The 20,331-nt window shown below is 65.1% G+C and carries 15 protein-coding genes; 6 read left to right on the forward strand and 9 right to left on the reverse strand.

Translation table 11 applies throughout. The features are described from left to right. Positions 1–71 precede the first annotated feature (71 nt). The 5 genes from RA21_RS09750 to RA21_RS09770 all read right to left on the reverse strand — a co-directional run bounded on the left by RA21_RS09750 (position 72) and on the right by RA21_RS09770 (position 7,338). Complete coding sequence (locus RA21_RS09750; RefSeq protein WP_039148258.1) at positions 72–812, reverse strand: maleate cis-trans isomerase family protein; 741 nt, start codon at positions 810–812, stop codon at positions 72–74. After that, on the reverse strand, positions 809–1,876 hold the full coding sequence (locus RA21_RS09755; protein ID WP_039148261.1) for a pyridoxal phosphate-dependent aminotransferase: 1,068 nt from the start codon (positions 1,874–1,876) through the stop codon (positions 809–811). Before RA21_RS09755 ends, RA21_RS09750 begins: the two co-directional genes overlap by 4 nt. After that, positions 1,873–3,534: a hydantoinase B/oxoprolinase family protein gene (locus tag RA21_RS09760; protein ID WP_039148263.1), complete on the reverse strand. Its 1,662-nt coding sequence runs from the start codon at positions 3,532–3,534 to the stop codon at positions 1,873–1,875. Before RA21_RS09760 ends, RA21_RS09755 begins: the two co-directional genes overlap by 4 nt. Beyond that, complete coding sequence (locus tag RA21_RS09765; RefSeq protein ID WP_039148266.1) at positions 3,531–5,633, reverse strand: hydantoinase/oxoprolinase family protein; 2,103 nt, start codon at positions 5,631–5,633, stop codon at positions 3,531–3,533. The genes RA21_RS09760 and RA21_RS09765 overlap by 4 nt, the downstream gene beginning before the upstream one ends. Before the next feature lie 256 nt (positions 5,634–5,889). After that, complete coding sequence (locus RA21_RS09770; protein ID WP_241483496.1) at positions 5,890–7,338, reverse strand: aldehyde dehydrogenase family protein; 1,449 nt, start codon at positions 7,336–7,338, stop codon at positions 5,890–5,892. Positions 7,339–7,620: 282 nt separating this feature from the next. Between RA21_RS09770 and RA21_RS09775 the strand changes: the two genes are divergently transcribed. Then, complete coding sequence (locus RA21_RS09775; RefSeq protein WP_039148477.1) at positions 7,621–9,030, forward strand: efflux transporter outer membrane subunit; 1,410 nt, start codon at positions 7,621–7,623, stop codon at positions 9,028–9,030. A gap of 33 nt (positions 9,031–9,063) precedes the next feature. On the opposite strand, the gene nqrM is transcribed toward RA21_RS09775, so the two are convergent. The 3 genes from nqrM to RA21_RS09790 form a co-directional block, all read right to left on the reverse strand. Then, a complete protein-coding gene (gene nqrM, locus RA21_RS09780) occupies positions 9,064–9,309 on the reverse strand; it encodes a (Na+)-NQR maturation NqrM (protein ID WP_019296967.1) in 246 nt (81 codons plus the stop codon). Between the two features lie 36 nt (positions 9,310–9,345). After that, positions 9,346–10,392, reverse strand: a complete 1,047-nt coding sequence (locus tag RA21_RS09785; protein WP_082008924.1) for an FAD:protein FMN transferase — start codon at positions 10,390–10,392, stop codon at positions 9,346–9,348. 79 nt (positions 10,393–10,471) lie between these two features. Next, complete coding sequence (locus tag RA21_RS09790; protein ID WP_019296965.1) at positions 10,472–10,660, reverse strand: hypothetical protein; 189 nt, start codon at positions 10,658–10,660, stop codon at positions 10,472–10,474. 112 nt (positions 10,661–10,772) lie between these two features. On the opposite strand from RA21_RS09790, the gene RA21_RS09795 reads away from it, so the two are divergent. Continuing rightward, positions 10,773–11,297, forward strand: a complete 525-nt coding sequence (locus RA21_RS09795) for a CBS domain-containing protein (protein WP_019296964.1) — start codon at positions 10,773–10,775, stop codon at positions 11,295–11,297. Between the two features lie 394 nt (positions 11,298–11,691). Here RA21_RS09795 and RA21_RS09805 read toward each other — a convergent pair whose 3' ends face one another. Beyond that, positions 11,692–12,582, reverse strand: coding sequence for a LysR substrate-binding domain-containing protein (locus RA21_RS09805; RefSeq protein WP_039148272.1), 891 nt, complete (start codon positions 12,580–12,582; stop codon positions 11,692–11,694). 105 nt (positions 12,583–12,687) lie between these two features. Between RA21_RS09805 and RA21_RS09810 the strand changes: the two genes are divergently transcribed. Genes RA21_RS09810 through RA21_RS09825 form a run of 4 tightly spaced genes read left to right on the forward strand, consistent with a single transcriptional unit; the run spans position 12,688 to position 20,327 of the window. Next, positions 12,688–14,235, forward strand: coding sequence for a trimethylamine methyltransferase family protein (locus RA21_RS09810; protein ID WP_039148275.1), 1,548 nt, complete (start codon positions 12,688–12,690; stop codon positions 14,233–14,235). After that, complete coding sequence (locus tag RA21_RS09815; RefSeq protein ID WP_039148278.1) at positions 14,232–15,521, forward strand: aspartate aminotransferase family protein; 1,290 nt, start codon at positions 14,232–14,234, stop codon at positions 15,519–15,521. The genes RA21_RS09810 and RA21_RS09815 overlap by 4 nt, the downstream gene beginning before the upstream one ends. Continuing rightward, positions 15,518–17,923, forward strand: coding sequence for a GcvT family protein (locus RA21_RS09820; protein ID WP_039148281.1), 2,406 nt, complete (start codon positions 15,518–15,520; stop codon positions 17,921–17,923). Before RA21_RS09815 ends, RA21_RS09820 begins: the two co-directional genes overlap by 4 nt. After that, complete coding sequence (locus tag RA21_RS09825; RefSeq protein WP_039148284.1) at positions 17,916–20,327, forward strand: GcvT family protein; 2,412 nt, start codon at positions 17,916–17,918, stop codon at positions 20,325–20,327. The genes RA21_RS09820 and RA21_RS09825 overlap by 8 nt, the downstream gene beginning before the upstream one ends. Positions 20,328–20,331: the final 4 nt, after the last annotated feature.

The raw sequence follows: 20,331 nt of genomic DNA on the forward strand, positions 1-20,331 counted from the left end.
TGGGACGGGTGCGAGGGGCCTGCCCCTCGCGCTCCCCGGAGTATTTTCGCAAAGATGAAACAGACGCCAGTTTAGAGCCGATCAAACAGCCGCCCCGGCAGCCCGCGATGCCGCGGCAGGCCAAGCGCCCGCATCACGCAGAACATCATCGCCTGGTTGGAAGTGATAACCGGCTTGCCCAGATGCGCCTCGATCCGCTCCCCGGCCTCTACCGCGCGCATGTCGGTGCAGCTCAGCACGATGGCCTCTGCCTCCGGATGATCCGCCTGGCAGGCCAGATCAAACACCTCCTGCGGCGTCAGCTCCCCCTGGCCGTAGTTGCCCAGCTCACGCCCGATGTCCGCGCATCTGACAGTTTCGATGCCGTTCGCCGACAGGAACTCCATCGCCTGCCTGTTGATCTCCCCTAAATAGGGGGAGGAAAACCCAATCTTCACCGCCCCCAGCGCCCGTATTCCCGCCACCAGAGAACCGGCGGCGGTCAGGGAAACCGCACCCGACCCCGCCTTGATCTGCGCCGCCAGATCCGCATCAAACTCCGGCCCGTGGGTCAGCGTCGCCGAGGTGCAGCCGTAAAGCACAACATCAGGCCGCACCCCTGCAATCATCCGCAGGTCATGGCTGATATCCGACGCCCCCAGCCCCGCCATCTGATCAGAACCGGGGATCTCCTCCACGTCATATCCGCCCATGCGCTGGAAATGCACCGTGGTGTCCGGGCAGCGCATCAGCATCATGTCGGCCTCAAGGTTGGTGTTGGTGAAAGGCACCAGAACGCCGATCTTCGCGCGGGTGCGGGTTTCATGTTTCATGCCAGCACTCCCTTCAGCACGTCCAGCGCCCGGTCCATCACGTCCCGCCCGCACATGGTGGCGCGCAGGCAATCGCCCAGCCCGTAACCGCCCATTCCACGCATCAGCAGGTTCTGCCCCCGCAGCGCCGCGTCCGCCGCCTGCGCCTGACTGGCGGAGGCAAAGCGGATCAGCACAAAGTTGGTATGGCTCTGCGGCACCTCCAGCCCCAGCGCGCGGCAGTCTTCGGCAAACGTGTCCCGGATGGCAGCGGTTTGGGACACCACGTCCCGCATATGCGCCTGATCCCGCATCGCCGCCGCCGCCATCGCTTGCGAGGGAATGGAGATATTGTTGGGGTTCAATAGCTTGCGCACTTCCCCGGCAATCGCTGGCGGAAAATACCCCCAGCCGGCCCGCGCCCCCGCCAGCCCATAGGCCTTGGACAGCGTCCGCAGCACCACGGTATCGCCGCGCTCTGCCAGCGCAAAGATTTCGCCCGGATTGTTGTCCGCATCAGCAAATTCGGCATAGGCCTGATCGACCACCAGCAGCACATCCGCAGGCAAGTCTTGGCGCAGGCGCAGGAGGTCCGCGTTGGGGATCAGCGTGCCGGTCGGATTGCCTGGATTGCAGACAAACACAATCCGCACCTCAGGCGTCACCGCCGCCAGGATATCCTCCACCGACACCGTCAGCTCCCGCTCCCGCGCCTTGACGTAATCCGCCTGCACTTGCGCCGCAGCGGTGGCCGCGAAGGCATAACCGTATTCGGTCCCCAGCACCCGGTTCCCCGGCCCGGCAAAGGCGCGGATCAAGCAGCCGATCAGCTCCATCGACCCGGCCCCGCACAGCACCTTGGCCGGGTCCAGCCCATGCACCTCCGCCACTGCGGCGCGCAAGTCCGGCCACTCCGGATCCGGATAGAGCGGCATCTGCTCCAGCACCGCCCGGCCCGCCGCAAGTGCCGCCGGGCTGGGTGGGAACGCACTTTCATTCTGGGCGAGCGAGACCGTCCCTACCACGCCCAGATCCGCCAGCGCATAAGACGCCATGGCCGCCACATGCGGCACCGCACGGATCATTGGCCACACCCATAGGCGCGCGCGCCTTCTTCCGTCACCAGACCGCGCTCCATGTCCAGCGCCAGCGCCTCCGGGTCGCGCTGCAAGGGATCGCCAAACCCGCCGCCACCTGGAGTTTCAAAGATCAGATAATCGCCTGCCTCCACCCGCAGCTCGCCCTTGCCCGCAATGTCCTGTTCCCCATCGCGGAACCGGATACGCCCCGGCGCGCCGGGCAAGCCGCCCATGCGCCCCAAGGCCGGGAACTTCAGCCGCTCCACCGACAGGAACACGATAAATGGCGCGCCGTTGGAGGATGTCATCTCGATCCGCTGCCCCAGCCCGCCGCGGTATTTGCCTGCGCCGCCCGAGTCGGGCCGCAACTCGCGCCGCCACATAACGACAGGCGCCACCGCCTCGGTGATCTCCACCTGGCTGCCATAAACGCCCGAGGGATAGGCGGTTGCCGACAAGCCATCCGCATGGGGCCGGGCGCCGGTGCCGCCGTTGTGGACCGGCTCGATGGCAAACTCCCGCCCGCCGTCGCGGGCCACTTCCGGCGCGTGCCGCATCGGCAGGTCAAACATGCAGCTGGCACCCTCCGCCGGAACCTGGTCCGGCAGCGCCTGATGCAGGCAGCCCAGCACCAGATCCGGCGCTACCTGCCCCAGCGTATGCCGCATCGCCACCGGCACCGGGCGCTGCGCATTCAGGATGCAGCCCTTGGGGCCATCGACAGTGAAGGGTGCCAGCGATCCCGCGTTGTTCGGAATATCCGGCCCCACAATGCAGCGCAGCGCAAACACCGTATAGGCGGTGGCATAGTTCAGCGGCACGTTGATGCCCTTGCTGGAACAGCCCGAGGTGCCGGTGAAATCCACATGCATACCGCCCTTGGAAACGGTCAGCGCCGCGTGCAGCTCCAGCTCATTCTCGTAGCCGTCCATTTTCAGCACATTGCGGTAGACCCCCTCCGGCACCTCCGCGATGGCCTGCAATGTGCCCCGGCGGGAGGTCTCGATGATATAGGCCCCGAGCGCATTCAGATCGCTGAGGCCAAACTCCTCCATCATCCCTGCCAGCCGTGCCGCCCCGGCCTCGCAGCAGGCAATCAGCGCATATATGTCCCCCTCATTGGCAATCGGCTCGCGGCTGTTGGCACGGACAATGTCCAGCAGCAGCGCGTTCGGCTCGCCCTCCTCCACCAGTTTGCAGGGCGGGATCAGCAGCCCCTCGTCATAGATGTCAGACCCCTCTGGCCCCATGCCCAGCCCGCCCAGATCCACCAGATGCGAGGTGCAGGAGGTGAAGCCGACCACCCTGCCCCCTTTGAACACCGGCATCATCAACAGGAAATCGTTCAGATGCCCCGAGGCCAGCCAGGGATCGTTGGTCATGTAGATATCGCCCGGCTTCATGGTCTCCGCCGGGAAGCGTTCGCGCAGGTGCATCACCGCCTCTGCCATGGTGTTGATATGGCCCGGCGTGCCAGTGACCGCCTGCGCCAGCATCTGCCCCATTGCGTCGAAAATCCCGGCAGAGATATCGCCGCATTCGCGCACGATCGGGGAAAATGCGGCGCGGATCAGGGTCTGCCCTTGCTCCTCGACCACGGCCAGCAACCGGTTCCACATCACTTGCAGGCGGGCTGGCGACAGGTCCTGTGACAAGGCGGTCATTGCTTATCTCCTTTTTGGTCCCGGATCAGGACAAGGTTGCCGATGGCATCCGCATGGGCAGAGAAATCCGCCGAGACCAGCGTGGTGGTCTGCGGCTCAGTGATCAGCGCCGGGCCTGGGATGCGGTCGCCGGGTTTCAGACTGGCCCGCGACACAAATGCCGCCTGCTTTTCGCGGCCATCCACATCGCAGATGATGGGCCGGTGTGAAGCCGGGTTGATGGTCCGCAGCTCCGGCGTCTCCGGCACCGGCGGCACCTTCGCATCCGGTGTTGCCACCCGCACCGCCCAGTTCAGGATCTCGATCTTCATCCCTGGCACGGGACGCGAAAACTGCCGGGCGTATTCCGCCTCAAACGCCGCCGTCAGCGGGCCAAGATCCTGTGCAGCCAGATCACGGTCCGGCAGGGCAATCTCGATCTCATGCCCCTGCCCGCTGTAGCGCATGAAGGCCGTCCGCTGGACCAGCGTTTCAGCATCGCCCGCGCCCTGCGCCACCACCGATTGCGCCTCGTCGATCATCTGGGCAAACAGTGTATTGATGCCGTCCAGATCCAGGTCCTCCAGCAGCGAATAACGCGAGCGCACGATTTCAAAACTGACCGGCGCAAACAGGAAGCCCACGGCTGAGCCAACACCCGGATTGGGCGGGATCACGATACGCGCCACCCCGGCGGAACGCGCGACCCGGGTTGCGTGCAGCGGCCCGTTGCCGCCAAAGGCAATCATCGTGCGCGCGCCCAGATCCTTGCCCGACTCCACCGCGTGCATCCGTCCGGCGCTGGCCATGCTTTCATCGACAATCCGGCTGACGCCGTCGGCAGCGCCAGTGCCATCCAGTTCCAGCCGCGAACCAATCACCCGGCTCAGCGCTTCCTTAGAAGCCTCCAGGTCAATCTGGATATGCCCCTCGGCAAAGGTCTCCGGCACGATATAGCCCAGCGTGATGTCGCTGTCGGTCACGGTCGGCTCCGTGCCGCCGCGCCCGAAGGCCACCGGACCCGGCTCGGACCCCGCCGATTTCGGCCCCACGGTCAGCCGGCCCAGCTGGTCCACCCCGGCGATGGAGCCGCCCCCGGCCCCGATCTCTATCATCTCGATCACCGGGATCCGCACCGGCATGCCCGACCCTTTGATGAAGCGCGCGGCGCGGGCAATTTCGAACTGGCGCGAGGTCTGCGGCCGGGCGCCATCAATCAGGCACAGCTTGGCGGTGGTGCCGCCCACGTCAAAGGACAGCACCTGCTCCAGCCCCGCCTGCGCCGCAATCCGCGCCGCCAGGATGGCACCGCCGGCAGGCCCCGACTCCACCAGCCGGATCGGAAACCGCGCCGCGGTCTGAATGGTGCACATGCCGCCGCCCGCGGTCATCATCAGGATCGGGCATTTGACCCCTTCCGCCGCAAAGCGCTCGGCAAACCGCGCCAGATAGGTCTCCATCAGCGGCTGGATATAGGCATTGGCAACCGTGGTGCAGAGCCGGTCGAACTCCCGCGCCTCGGGGCTGACCTCCGAGGAGACCGAGACCGTCAGCCCGGGCCGCCGCGCCGCCAGAATGTCCCTCAGCCGCCGCTCATGGTCCGGGTTGGAATAGGCGTGCATCAGGCAGACCGCCACCGCCTCCGCACCGCTGGCATCCAGCTCCGCAATCAGCGCCTCTACCGCGCTGTCCTCCATGGGGATCAGCACTTCTCCTGTTGCCGACATCCGCTCCCGAATTGTCAGCGCGCGTTCCCGCGGCACCAGCAGGTCCGGCTTCTCCAGGTTGATGTCATACTGGGAATAGCGCCGCTCATAGGCGATCTCCAGAATGTCCCGGAACCCTTCAGTCGTCACCGTCGCCACCCGCGCCCCGCGCCGCTCGATCAGCGCATTGGTCGCCAGGGTGGTCCCGTGGATAAAACCGGTGACTTCGCCCAAAAACCGGCCCGCCTGCGCCATCACCCGCGCCGCGCCTTCCATCGCGCCAATGCCCGGGTTCTGATGCGTGGTCAGGGTCTTGGTAGAGGCCAGAATATTATCTTCGCCCGCCACCAGAACGGTGTCGGTGAATGTGCCGCCAATATCAATGGCAAGGCGCAGCGCTTGTGATGCTGTCATGTGTCATTCCAATGTCCGCCGTTGAGAAACCGTCAAAGCCCGCGAAGGGCGGCGGAACTCAGGCAGCGACCAGGTTGCACCCGGTTGCGCGGCGGTCCATGCGTTTTGGAACGAAGCTCTGTGTCATGCCCCCATCCTGAGGCGCTGCCGGGCGGCACGCTTTGCGGATTGCGACACGCGCACAGTCAGATAACGGCATCTGACAGGCCAATGGCGGCACCCCTCCCGGCAGTTTCCCGCCGGGAGGAAGGGCTTCTCAGCCGAAATGCAGGGTTTTCACTTCCTGATAATCCTCCAGCCCCAGCATGCCGCCTTCGCGACCGTTGCCGGATTGCTTGTAGCCGCCAAAGGGCGAGCCGTAGTTGAAGCCGCCGCCATTGATATGCACTGCGCCTGCGCGCAAACGGGCGGCAACACGCTCGGCCCGCTCCGGGTCGCCGGTCTGCAAATAGGCCGCCAGCCCGTAAGGCGTGTCATTGGCAATGCGGATGGCGTCTTCCTCGTCCTCAAACGGGATGATCACCAGCACCGGGCCAAAGATCTCCTGCTGCGCGATGACCATATCGTTGGTCACACCGGCAAAGACGGTCGGGCGCACATACCAGCCCTTGTCCAGCCCCTCGGGTCGGCCCAGACCACCCGCCAGCAGGGTGGCACCTTCGTCGATACCTTTCTGGATCATGGTCTGCACCCGGTCGTATTGGATGCGGTCGAACATCGGGCCGATGTGATCGCCCTCCTGGCTCGGGTCGCCAACGGCCTGGCCCTCCGCGGCGGCCCTGGCAATCTCCAGCACCTGATCGTAACAGCTGCGCTCCACCAGCATCCGGGTCGGCGCATCGCAGCTCTGGCCGGTGTTATACATGCACTCCAGCACCGAGGCAGTGACCTTCTCCTCAAGGTCAGCATCCGCGAACACCAGGTTCGGAGACTTGCCGCCCAGTTCCAGCGTCACCCGCTTCACCGTTTCGGCCGCATCCTTGGAGACCGCTATGCCGGCCCGGGTCGAGCCGGTGAAGGACATCATGTCAACGTCCACATGCCGCGACAGGCCCGCGCCCACCGTCGGCCCGTCGCCGTGGATCAGGTTGAAGACGCCTGCCGGATAGCCCGCGTCATGGATCATCTGCGCATAAACGGCGGCGGACATGGGCGTGTGCTCCGACGGCTTCAGCACGCAGGTGCTGCCCGTCGCCAGCGCCGGCAGCACCTTCAGCGCGATCTGGTTCACCGGCCAGTTCCAGGGCGTGATCAGCCCGCAGACGCCGATCGGCTCGCGCACCAGGATGTCGCCATTGGGCAGGGTTTCCCGCAGTTCCTGGCTTTTCAGCGCCGCCAGAATACCCTCCAGATGCCCGATGCCCGAATCGGCCTGCGCGTCCCGCGCCATGGTAACCGGCGCCCCCATCTCTGCGCTCATCGCCTGCGCCAGCTCCTCGCGCCGGTCCCTGCTGATCTCCAGCAGGCGTTCCAGAAGCGTAATCCGCTCAGCACGGGAGGTCTGCGAAAAACTCCCGAACGCCGCCTTGGCCGCCGCAACCGCAGCGTTCACATCCTGCTCATCCCCCAGGATGATGGTGCCGATCCGCTCTTCCGTGGCCGGGTTCAGCACCGGAAACTCGCGGGCCGAATGCGGCGTCACCCAGGCGCCGCCGATATAGAATTTTTGCAGGTCCATCAGGTTGTTCTCACTGTTGCGTCGCATATGCGGTTAAGACCGGGGCAGAGGCGCGGACCATCTGCCTGCGGCGGATGCTGCCAGGAGTTCCAGACAGCGGCATTGATCCGGCAGCCTGCCCGGCTTCCCGCGTACAGGATAGGCCAAAACCGTCACCGGGCTGGCATTATTTCGACATTTTCAGGCTGTGGGATGCACGCATCAGTAGCCGGGAAAGACTCCATTGCAAGCCGGAACCGCTTCGCGGCCGGTTCCCGCCTTGGCTATGCTGTCCGAAAGCCCGCCAAAAAGGGCGCCCAGAGGCAGAATATGAGCAAACCCCATTGGACAGCACGGTCCGTGCTGCTGGCAGGCACGTTCCTGTGCGGCTGTACCGTTGTCGGCATCGACTACCACCGCCCCGATTTCGCGGTGCCGGTCAGCTATTACCAATCCCGCAGCTATGCCACCGCCAAGGGCGCGTCTGAGACCTGGTGGCAGGGCTTGAACGACCCCGCGCTGAACCGGCTGGTTGCCGCAGGCCTGCAGCAGAACCTCGGCCTCAAGGCCGCCAAGGAACGGCTGATCGCAGCCGAAGCCCTGCGCCGGGGATCAGGCCACCGGCAGCAGGTCAGCGGTGATCTGGAGGCCAGCTCGATCTTCTCGCGCCGCGAATCGCAGGACGGATCTACCAGCACCGACACCGCCGCCGTTGGCGCCACCTATGTTTTTGACCTGTTCGGCGAGTTCCAGCGCCGCTCCGAACGGGCCGTGGCGGACCGTGATGCCCAATTCTACCAGCTGGCCACCACCCGGCTGGCGGTGATCGACGCCATTACCCGCACCTATATCCAGGCCCGCTTCTTTCAGCGCGGTGCCGCGGTCACCCGCAAGACCATCCAGCTGCGCCAGCAGATCCTGCAAACGGTGGAGGAGCTGAAAGAAGCCCGTGCCGTGCTGGCACTGGACCTGGAACGCACCAAGCTGCAGGTCGCCAGCGCCAAGGCGGACCTGCCAGCCTTCATCGCCAGCTACGAATCCTCGGTCTATGCCCTGGCCACGCTGCTGGACCGCGATGCGTCAGAGGTTTTTGCGATGATGCAGGGCAGCTCCGGCCAGCCCTCCCCCGCGACTCAGCCGGAACTGGGCGTGCCCGCCACCCTGCTGCGCAACCGTCCCGACGTGCTGCTGGCCGAAGCCCAGCTGCGCGGCGCCACCGCGAACATCGGCGTCACCGAGGCAGAACTCTATCCTTCGCTGGAAATCACCGGATCGGTTCAGGCCATACGCGGCGTGGATGACCTTTATTCCATCGGCCCGGCGCTGAACCTGCCGCTGTTCAACCGCCCGGTTCTGCGCGCCTTCCACCAAAGCGCGATGGCTGAGGCCAAGGCCGCTCAGTACGACTACCGAACGTCCGTGCGCACTGCGGTTGAGGAGGTCCAGTCGCAGCAAAGCAACCTGCGCGCCGCCCGTGAACGCACCGCTGCCCAGGCGCGGGCGGTCAACCTCGGTTCCAAGGTCGCCGATCTGGCGCGTGAAACCTTCAAGGCCAATGAAATCACCCTGTTCGATCTGTTGAACACAGAAGAAGCCCTGCGCGACAATGAGCTGAGCCTGATCACAGCCCGGCGCGACCTGGTGCTGGCCTGGGCCCGCCTGCAGATCTCCCTGGGCAAGGGCTGGGCGCCGCACCAGGATCCGGAAAGCGCGGTGGTTCTGGTTAAGAAGTCAGACTAGGCCAGCCCTGCAGCGCAGACGCGGCAGCCGGCCTCAGGCCTGCTGCGCTTCGCGTTCCATCTGCTCGACCATCTTGCGGGCGCGCTTGCACTGCAGCTTGTCACGCAGCGGGCTGTCGGGGTCGATGTCCTTGGAGCAGACCACGCATTTGTCGGCACCTGAAATCGCATTCAGGCCGCCGCAGCTGCCTTTGATCTTCTTGCCCATCAGAATGACCCCCAGCGACATGCCCAGGGTAACGATCAGCAGCAGGATAAAGGCCAGAAGAAAGGTGCTCATAAAGTGGTCCCTCGCAGGATGGCTTGGTGCGCGGTGTCAGTTGGCGGTTAACGCCTCAAAGGCGCTGCTTGCCGCTGTCATATAGGCATCCGGCCCGGCTTGCACGTCCCGATCAATGAAAAACACGGCAAGTTTATGCTGCTCGGCCAGCTTCAGCCCGTTTTCGCGGCCCAGAACCAGCATTGCGGTGGCCCAGGCATCGGCCAGCATGGCGTTTTCTGCAATCACTGTGACCGAAGTGGTCGCATGAGTCACCGGCCGCCCGGCAACGGGATCGAGGATATGGGAATAGCGCTTCCCCTCATGCTCGAAGTAATTGCGGTAATCGCCGGAGGTCGCCAGCCCATGATTGCTGACCGGCACGATCAGCTGCACCGTCTGCGCCGCCGCATCCGGTTTCTCGATGCCGATGCGCCAGGCCTCGCCCTTGGCATTTTCGCCCTTGGTCACCAGATCGCCGCCGATCTCGACCAAATAATGCTCGACGCCAAATCTCTGCAGCGCCTCTGCCACCGCATCCACGCCATAGCCCTTGGCGATGGCCGACAGGTTGATTCCGGTTTCCGGCGCGGATTTCTTGAGCGTGCCGGCCTCTGCGTCCAGCACCAGCAGCCGCGCCTGCCCGACGCCCTCCAGCGCCTTGGCAATGGCCGCATCCGATGGCACCGGGTCTTCGGGTTTGCGCGGGCCAAAGCCCCACAGCTCGATCAGCGGGCCGAGGGTCACATCGAACTTGCCGCCGGTCTTGGCGTGCACATCATTCGCCGCCGCCAGCACATGGGCAAACTCCGGCGACACCCGCACCGGCGCGGTGCTGCGTTCGGCGGAAAAGGTGGAAACCTCCGAGGCCGGATCCCAGTTCGACATCTTGGCATTGACCGCCGCCAGGGTGCCCTCCACCGCAGACCCCAGCGCCTCCTGGTCCAGATCCTCGCCAATGGCAATCACGCTGTAGGTGGTGCCCATGGTTTCACCGGTCAGCCGCACCTCTTCCGGCGCGCTATCGAACCAGCAGCCGGACACGGCCAGCACCGCGGGCAGGGTCAGGGCGATCAGGACCTTTCTGGGCATCAGGCTGGGCATTCGGCAACCTCCGGCAGCAAAACTGGCGCAGCTATGCCCCTGCCCCGCGCCAGAGTCAAACGGAGCGCCAGGGCAGGCCTCAGAACTTCAAGGGCAGAAAGGCCAGTGCCAAGAGTCCCACCGCGGCAGGCAGCCCGTACAGCCAGGCCCGGAAGCGCGCGTTGGGTGCTTCACTCTTCCAGTTCTGCCGGTACAGGTGGCCGCAGACAACCACCAGGAACACGGTCAGCGCACCGGTCACGGGGGTCAGGTAGAGGCTTTCGAACATGTTGTTTTTCCGCTGTTGTTAGCGCTCGCGTCATTTCGCCCCTTTCCGGATCATAATCCGCCGCTAAGATGGGGGTATGACCTGATGCAGGATACAGGAGGAGACCCCGCGCATGGCACCGTTCTCATACCAGCCTCCCACCCGGGGCGACAAGGCCGGGCAGGAAAGCCACAGCCAATCGCCCGAGTCGAATTTGTCGCACGGCCAGTCGACCGTCGCCAGTTTGCTGGAGGCCAAGGGCGACGCGATCTTTGCGATCCGCCCCAACGATACGGTCGGCCACGCGGTCGAGGCGCTGAAGGCAAAACGCATCGGCGCGCTGGTGGTCACCGACCAGAACGGCGCGCTGCAGGGCATCCTGTCGGAACGCGACATCGTGCGCCGCCTGGCAGACACCCCGGGCCACACCCTGCCGCAACTGGTTGAGGAGATCATGACCCGCGAGGTCAAGACCTGCGCGCCGGACGACCTGCTGATTGATGTGGCCAAGGTGATGAACGAGGGCCGCTTCCGCCACCTGCCGGTTCTGAAGGACGGCAAGCTGGCGGGCATGATCACCGTCGGCGACGTGGTGAACTTCCGTCTGAAGGAGCTGGAATACGAAGCCCTGCGCATGAAGCAGATGATCGTCGGCTGAGGCTCATACCAAATGGTCCGCCTTCGGCCGGATCACCTCTGGCGGCAGGCCTTGCTGCATCCTGCCGCCATTCACGCCTTGCGCAGCAAACACCGGTTTGAACCCAAACTGAATATTCGAAATCCTCGCTGCGTGCGCACACAGCAACCGGAATGCTGCAAACGTGTGAAGTTCGGTGCCGCCACGCATTGGCAGAACCGGTCATTCATGCAGACCGCGGCGAAGACCCGTCGCTGAATTCACAAGAAACGAAGCAAAGTGGCCATCGCCCGAAAGTGATTGAATGTCCGCAATACCAGCGTTTTTGCTTATGTTTTAAAAGAGTAGCTGGCATTGGGCGTTCGTCAGCCCATACAAACAAGCCGGCTTGGCCGAGGCAAATAACAAAAAGGTTTCAGCAGCGGGGAAAATCAGCCTGGGTGCTTTGGGCTGTCAGCCATTCAATGGCGAGCTGTGTCTGGCGGCGCGTATGGCTGCCTTTGCGCACGTCCAGGAAATACCCATGGGTAGGTGTGATGTCTTCGCCGAACAGGCGCACCACTCTGCCTTCGGCCAGATCCTGATCAATCAGCGGCAGCCATCCGACGATCACGCCCTGACCTTCGGCCGCGCCGCGCAGCAGAACATTGGCGTCTTCAAACACCGGCCCGCGCAAGGTGTCCGGAACCCGCACGCCCATGGCTGAAAACCAGTCCAGCCAGCCCCAATGATTCCGTTGGTGCAGCAACGGCATGTGCAGGAGGTCTGCCGGTGTTTCCACGGGGCCGAACCGGGTGAGGAAAGCCTCTGAGGCAATCGCCACCGGGCTGAGTTCAAGCAGTTTGACGGCCCCCTCGGGCATCTCCGATATGCGTTCCCAGCGGATCACGATATCCACGTTTTCGCGGTCCTGCGCGCCGGGCTGATACGTCGGCACCACTTCCAGCCCGGTTCCGGGGTGCTGTTCCCAGAAATTGCTGATCCGCGGCATCAGCCAGCGGGCGGTGAAAATGGGGCCGGCGGCAATGCGCACGGCCCTGCGGGTGGTGCGCCGGAGCGCGCGGACGGCATCCTCGAGCATGCCAAAGGCCTGAACCGCCGTTTCCGCCAGCCGCTGCCCGTCTTCGGTCAGCACCACATCGCGCCCGGAGCGTTTGAACAGCTTGGTGCCAAGCTGCTCCTCAAGGCCGCGGATGTGGTGGCTGATTGCGGTGGGGGTTACGGACAGATGCTCCGCTGCAGCGCGGAAGCTGCCCGTGCTGGCGGCGGCTTCGAAGGCGCGCAGGGCGGAGAGAGACGGCAGCATGCGGAATCCATAGATGAGTACAGCTCATTAGTTGCTGAGCAATGACCATTTGTAAATGGGCGTTTCAAGGGGCACCGTTTGAAAGAAGTTAGCTGGGCTCATGAAATGGCGGCATCCGGAAAACGAAGGCGGGGGCGTAAGGAACGCCTCCTTGAAGCTGAGGAAGCTGGCAGCGTTTCGCCGGTCTGGCCCGGCGTTGAAGGCGGGCGGCTGAAACCGCTTGCGCCGGAGGAGGTAGCGCTGGTGGAGGAAACGGCGCTGTCGCTTCTGGAAACGCTGGGGCTGAGCCAGGCCATTCCGTCCGTGATTGACAAGGTCTGCAGCGCCGGCGGGCGGCTGACCGAAGACCGCAGGCTGCTGTTTCCGCGGGTGCTGGTGCACTGGGCCGTGGAGGGTGCGCGGAAGGCGTTCACGCTGTGCGGCCAGGAGCCGGAAAACGATCTGCAGATCAGTGGTGCGCGGGTCCACATGTCGACGGGCGGGGCGGCACCGGGGGTGTTTGACCTCGACACCGGGGCCTACCGCGACTCCACGCTGGCGGACCTCTATGACTCGGCGCGGATTGTCGACCGGATGGAGAACATCCACCATTTCAGCCGCTCGGTGGTGGCGCGCGACATCGAGGACAACGCGGTGATGGATCTGAACACCGCCTATGCCTGCCTGATGGGCACCTCTAAGCATGTCTCGATCTCAATCAGCGCACCGGAGAACGTGCGGCCAATCGCGGAGCTTTGCTACCAGATCGCCGGCGGCGAGGCCGCGTTCCGGGCGCGGCCCTTCCTGACGGTGATGGTCTGCCATGTAGTGCCGCCGATGCGTTTTGCCGAGGAGGCCTGCGAGGTGCTGGAGGCCGCCATAAAGGCAGGGTTCCCGGTGCAGCTGATCAGCGCTGGCCAGGCCGGGGCAACCAGCCCCGCCACAATCGCCGGGTCGCTGGTGCAGGCGGTTGCCGAAACATTGGCCGGGCTGGTTTTTGCCCGGCTGGTGGACACGGAGGCCAAGGCGATCTTTGCCCCCAAACCCCTGGTGGCCGATCTGCGCACCGGGTCGATGTGTGGCGGCGGCGGCGAGCAGGCAATCCTGATGGCGGGCGCGGCCCAGATGGGGCGGCATTTCGGCCTGCCGGTTTCCTCCATCGCGGGGATCACCGATGCCAAATGCCTGGACGCGCAATACGGCGCCGAGAAATCGCTGGCCGTTGCGATGGCCGCCCATGCAGGGTCCAACATTGTGACCCAGGCAGCGGGCATGCAGGCGAGCCTGCTGGGCGTCAGCCATGCGGCCTACGTCAGCGACAATGACCTGTTGGGCAACATCCTGCGCACAATCCGCGGGGTCGAGGCAACGCCGGAAAACACTGCCGCCGATGTGATCGCCCAGGTGTGCCGCGGCGAAGGCCACTATCTGGGGGAGCAGCACACGTTTGAGCGGATGAAATCAGACTACTTCTATCCGCACATCGGCGACCGCCGGTCCCCGCGCGAATGGCAGGAGGATGGCGCCCGGCCGGTTGGCGACGCCGCGCGGGACACGGCCCGTGAAATTCTGGGCACGCATTTTCCGCAGCATGTCAGCGATGAGACCGACCGCGCGCTGCGCGCGGTGTTTGATATCCGGCTTTCCCGTGAACAGATTGGCAGGCCCGCATGAGCAACAGCGAACTGAGCAGCCGCGCCCGTGCGGCGCTGCCGGGCGGGGTCAGCCACGAGTTGCGCTACCGCGCGCCGCATCCGGTCTTCATCGAACGCGCCGCAGGTGCCGAGAAATGGGACTCGGAGGGGCGCCGCTACATCGATTTCAAGATGGGATCGGCCAGCCAGATGCTGGGCCATGGCCACCCTGCAATTGTCGAGGCGCTGCAGCGGCAGGCCAACCGCGCGATTTTCAGCGCCGATTGCCACGCGGCCGAGATTGAATGGGCGGAATGGGTCAACCGGCTGTTTCCCTGCGCCGAACGCACCCGTTTCACCGCCTCTGGCAGCGAGGCGACGATGCTGGCGATGCGGCTGGGCCGGGCCTGGTCGGGCAGGGACAAGGTGCTGCGGGTGGACGGCCATTACCACGGCTGGCACGACCACGCGTTGAAAGGGGCCAGGGCGGGCAGTCTGCAGGCTGCGTCGCTGGGGGTGCCGGATGCGGTGAACGGCCTGGTGGAAGTCTGCGCGGCCGATCCGCAGGCGATGCAAGCGGCCCTGCAGGACAACAGCATCGGCACCGTGATTATCGAGGCATCCGGAGCGAATTACGGTTCGGTGCCGCTGTCCGTGGAAACATTGCGCGCTTTGCATGATGCGGCCCGGGCTGCCGGGGCGGTGCTGATCTTTGATGAGATCATCACCGGCCTGCGCTGGTCGCCCGGCGGGCGGCAGGCGCGCGACGGCATCGTGCCGGACCTGACGACGCTGGCCAAGGTGGTGACCGGCGGCCTGCCGGGCGGGGCCGTTTGCGGGCGTGCGGACCTCATGGAGCTGATGAACAACGCAGCCGCGCGGGACGGGCTGTCGCCGCCGGTCAGCCACAAGGGAACCTTCAACGGCTCCCCGCTGATTGCCGCGGCCGCCTGTGCTGCGATGCCTCTGCTGGCCACCGGAGAGGCGCAGGCACAGGCCGATGCCATGGCAGAGCGCCTGCGCCGCGGCCTTAATGCGCGGCTGGCGCGGCACGAGATTGCGGGATGCGCCTATGGGGAGAGTTCAACCTGCCACCTGCTGTTCGGCGCTGCAGACCCGGCGGGGCTGAGCCCGGCTGAAATCCGCAGCGTGCCGCCTGCCTTGGTGGCGGGCCTGCGCAGCGGCCTGCTGGCGCGCGGTGTGGATTTGATGAGCCATACCTCCTGCGTGACCTCCGCGGCGCATACCCCGGAGCTGATAGACGAGGCGCTGGACGCCTTTGACGCGGTGTTTGCCGCGCTTGTTCAGGACGGAGTGCTGCAATGACCCTGCCATCCCGCGCCCGCACCGTGATCATCGGCGGCGGCGTCATCGGCTGTTCCATCGCCTACCACCTCGCCCGAGAGGGGCGGACGGATATCGTGGTGCTGGAGCGCTCCAAACTGACCAGCGGCACCACTTGGCACGCGGCCGGGCTGGTACGCCGGCTGCGGCCCTCGGCGGCGCTGACCAGGCTGATCAATTATTCGATCGACCTGTATGGCGCGCTGGAAGTGGAGACCGGCCAGGCCACCGGCTGGACCCAGACAGGCTCGCTGACGCTGGCGACCAACCCAGACCGGCTGACCAATATCAAGCGGCAGGTGTCGCTGGGCCGCGCATTCGGGCTGGAGGCCGAGGTGGTGGATGCAGCCCGCGCCAAGGAGCTATGGCCGCTGATCGAGACAAGCGATGTAATCGGCGCGGTCTGGTCGCCAGCGGACGGGCGGGTGAACCCCTCGGACGTGGCGCTGGCGCTGTCCAAGGGCGCGCGGGCGCGGGGAGTGCAGATCTTTGAGGATACTGCCGTTACGGGCCTGCAGAAAACGGGGGGGCGGATTTCCGGCGTCGAGGTGGGTGAGCATCTGATCGAAGCCGACGAGGTGGTCATTGCCTGCGGCCTCTGGTCCCGCGAGGTTGCGGCGATGGCGGGGGCGCATATGCCGCTTTATGCCTGCGAGCATTTCTACATCCTGACCAAGCCGTTGCAGGACGTGCAGGCGCTCGGCAAGGGCGCGCATCTGCCGACGCTGAACGATCAGGACGCGTTTCTTTATGCCCGTGACGATGTGGAGGGGCTTCTAGTCGGCTGTTTCGAACCGCAGGCCAAGGGGCTGCCCCTGGACCGGCTGCCCAGGGATTTCTCCTTTGACCTCCTGGATGAGGACTGGGACCACTTCATGCCGATGATGGAAAACGCCCTGCGCCGCATTCCCGCCTTGGAGAAGGCCGAGGTGCGGATGCTGCTGAACGGGCCGGAAAGCTTCACCCTCGACAGCCAGTTCATGCTGGGGGAAAGCCCAGAGGTGCCGGGGTTGTTCCTGATGGGCGGCATGAATTCCACTGGCATCGCGCTGGCTGGCGGCGCAGGGCGCGCGATGGCGGAGTGGATCATCGCGGGCGAGCCAACGATGGATCTGAACGAGGCCGACATCCGCCGCTTCAGCCCGGAGATGAACGTGCTGGGCGCGCTGGAGGCCCGTATTCCCGAGGTGCTGGGCCGCCATTACGACAACCCCTATCCGGGCCGGTCCATGGAGACCGCCCGCGGCCAGCGCCGCTCGCCCATCCACGCGGGTCTGGTTGCGGCCGGGGCAAGGTTTGAAAGCCGCGGCGGCTGGGAGCGGGCGGTGCATTTCGGCGGCAAGGCCGCGCATCTGCCGCTGACCTTCGGGGTGCCTGCCTGGCGCGATCAGGTGGGCCGCGAGGTGGAGGCCTGCCGCAACGGCGCCGCCATCCTGGATCAGAGTGCCTTTGGCAAGATTTGGGTGCAGGGGCCGGATGCCTGCGCCTTCCTCAACCATCTCTGCGCGGCGCAGATGGATATTGCTGAGGGCCGTATCGCCTACAGTCAGATCCTGAACCGCAAGGGCGGCATCGAAAGCGATGTCACGGTCCAGCGGCACGGGCCGGAGACCTATCTGCTGATCGCGGGCGCCGGGGAAGTGGTGCGGGATCTGAAACGGATGCGGGAAACCAAGGGGGATTTCCGCGTGGAATTCACCGATGTGACCAGCGGTTATGCAATCCTTGGCCTGGCGGGCGCTCAGGCCCGCGCGGTGCTACAGGCGACCTCCAACAGTCCTGTGCCGGACCTGAAACGCTTTCAGTTTGGCCCTGTCGAGATCGGCCTGGCGCGCGGCTGGGCCGGGCGGCTCAGCTTTACGGGCGAGGAAGGCTATGAGCTGTATATCCCTGCCGACATGGCGATGGCGGCCTATGAGGCGCTGGTGGCAGCAGGGGCAAGCCAAGCCGGGCTTTATGCCAGCGGTTCGCTGCGGATCGAAAGCGGTTTCCGGGCCTTTGGCCATGAACTGGGCCCCGGCACCACGCCGCAGGAGGCCGGGCTGGGGGCCTTTTGCGCATTTGGCACCGGGTTTGTGGGGGAGGCGGCCTTGAAGGACCATACCCCGGAACGCAGGATCGTCTCGATCCTGTTCGACGACCCGGCGGCGGTCCCGATCCATGACGAGCCGGTTTACTACGGCGGCCAGGTTGCGGGCCAGATCACCTCGGCGGCCTGGAGCTACCGCTATGGACGGTCTGTTGCGCTGGCGATGATTGATGCGCCGCTGGATCAGCTTGCGAGGGAAACTATTGTTTCCGGCTTCGAGGTCGAAATCGCCTGCACCCGCTTTGCCGCCAAGGCGTCGCTGAAACCCGCCAAAGAGGCGTTTGCCCATGACTGACACCTTTCGCACCACACAGGTTGCCATCATCGGTGGCGGTATCATGGGCGTGGCGGCCCAGTTCCAGCTGGCCGAGAACGGCTGGACCGACACGATCCTGTTTGAGAAGGCGGAGCTCACCTCAGGCTCCACCTGGCACGCGGCGGGACAGATCGCCCATGCGGTGGGCAGCCGGTTGATGGGCTGGATCAACAAGACCTCAATCGAGACCTACAAGCGGGTCGAGCAGGAAACCGGCCAGAGCATCGGCTGGCATGAGGTGGGCGGATTCCGCATTGCCACCACTGATGACGAGGTCGACTGGATGAAGTCGATCATGGGGGTCGGCAAGCTGCTGGACCTGCCGATGGAGCTGGTCGGGCCGGAAGAGGTCGCCCGGGTGAACCCGTTTTACAATGTGGACGATGTCAAGGCGGCGGTGCGCACCTATGAGGACGGGCATATTGATCCGTCCTCCGTCACCATGGCATTGGCCGCCGCCACCCGCGCGCGCGGCGCAAGGATCGAGCGGCGCAATCAGGTGCTGGGCGCCACCCGCAAGGGGGATATGTGGCTGTTGCGCACGGAAAAAGGCGACGTGCTGGCCGAGCATGTGGTGATCGCTGCGGGCTCTTATGCCAACCAGGTCGGGGCGTGGTTCGGGCTGAAAATTCCGTCTGTCAGCTGCCTGCACCATTATCTGGTGACAGATACCGTGCCCGAGTTCATGGACCGCCCCGAACTGCCGGTGATGCGCGACAATGCCTATGGCGGCTATATTCGTCAGGAGCAGAAATCCGGCCTCATCGGCATTTACGAGGGTCATGTCTGCCCCACCGTCTGGGAGATGCCGCAGGGCGCGCCCTGGGCTGCGGAGAATGAGCTGTTTGAGGCTGATTACGACTCCATCGGGGATTTTCTGATGGTGGCGTTTGAGAAGATGCCGGTACTGGCCGACCTCGGCATCAAACGCGTGGTGCGCGGGGCGATCACCCATACGCCGGACGGCGGCATGCTGGTGGGCCCCTCGGGTGCGCCCAATGTCTGGCTGTCCTGCGGGTCGTCCATCGGCCTTGCCTGGGGCGGCGGCGCGGGCAAGGTGCTGGCCGATTGGATGGTGCATGGCGAAACCCCGATCAACACCCGCGGTCTTGATCCGCGCCGGTATGGCAATTTCTCTACCGATCATTTCATTGTTGAGCGCACCAAGGATGAGTTCATGCGCCGCCATGACACCCCTTGCCCCGGCAAGCAGTTCCAGAGCCTGCGGCCGCTGAAGCGTCACCCGCTGTATGACCGGTTGGCCGCCAAGGGTGCGGTGTTCGGCGAAGTGGCTGGCTGGGAACGCCCGCGCTATTTCGGCGAGGTTGGCGAAGTAGAGCAGATCGGCTGGGGCCACCAGCCCTGGCACGCCAACGCCATGGCCGAGGCCAAGGCGACGCGTGAAGCGGCAGGTGTCATCGACCTCTGTGCCTTTGCCCAGTTCGAGATCACCGGCAAGGACGCAGGCAAGCTGCTGGACCGCCTCTCGGCCAACAAGATCCCGGCCAAGGACGGCCGGATGAGCCTGAACCACCTGCTGACCGAAAAGGGCCGCTTCGAGACTGAGATCACCATCTGGCGCATAGCTGAGAACCGCTTTTTCACCGGCTCGCCCATCGCCCGCTGCAACCCGGACTTCGATTGGATCAAGTCGCACATCCGTGACGGCGAAGACGTGCAGATGATCAACCGCACCCACGACTGGGGCATGCTGGCGCTTTCCGGCCCGGCCTCGCGCCGGATTCTGGCGGAGCTGACGGATGCGGATCTGTCGAACCGGGCGTTCCCCTGGCTGTCCGGGCAGGAGATCACCGTGGCCGGCATCCCGTGCTATGCGCTGCGGGTCTCTTTCGTGGGGGAGCTTGGCTGGGAACTGCACGCGCCGCTGGAGCAGATCGGCGAACTCTACGACGCGCTGTTTGCAGCCGGAGAGAAACACGGGCTGGCCGATCTGGGGTCTTATGCCTTCAACGGCATGCGGATGGAGAAGGCCTACCGTGCCTCCGGCGAGCTGACCACCGACGCGGGGCCGCTGGATGTGGGGCTGGAGCGGTTTGTGGCGGCGGAGGGCCGGGAGTTTCTGGGCAAGGAAGCCTTGCTGCCCCGCGATCCGGGCTGGGAGCTGTTCTACGCGGAACTGTATTCTGACGGCGTTGATATCCACGGCGGCGAGCCGGTGCTGCGGGAGGGAAAGCCCGTCGGCCTGACCACCTCCGGCGGTTATGGCTACACGGTTGGCAAGTCGCTGGGCTGGCTGTTTGTCCGCAAGGGCACGCCGCGTGAAGGGCTGACCGTGCAGATCCTGAACCGGGAATTCCCCGTAACCATCCATGATGACGCAGTTTTTGACCCGCAGAACCTGCGGCCCCGATCCGAGGATTGAGACC

Source organism: Leisingera sp. ANG-DT (assembly GCF_000813785.1).
Taxonomy (GTDB): Bacteria; Pseudomonadota; Alphaproteobacteria; order Rhodobacterales; family Rhodobacteraceae; genus Leisingera.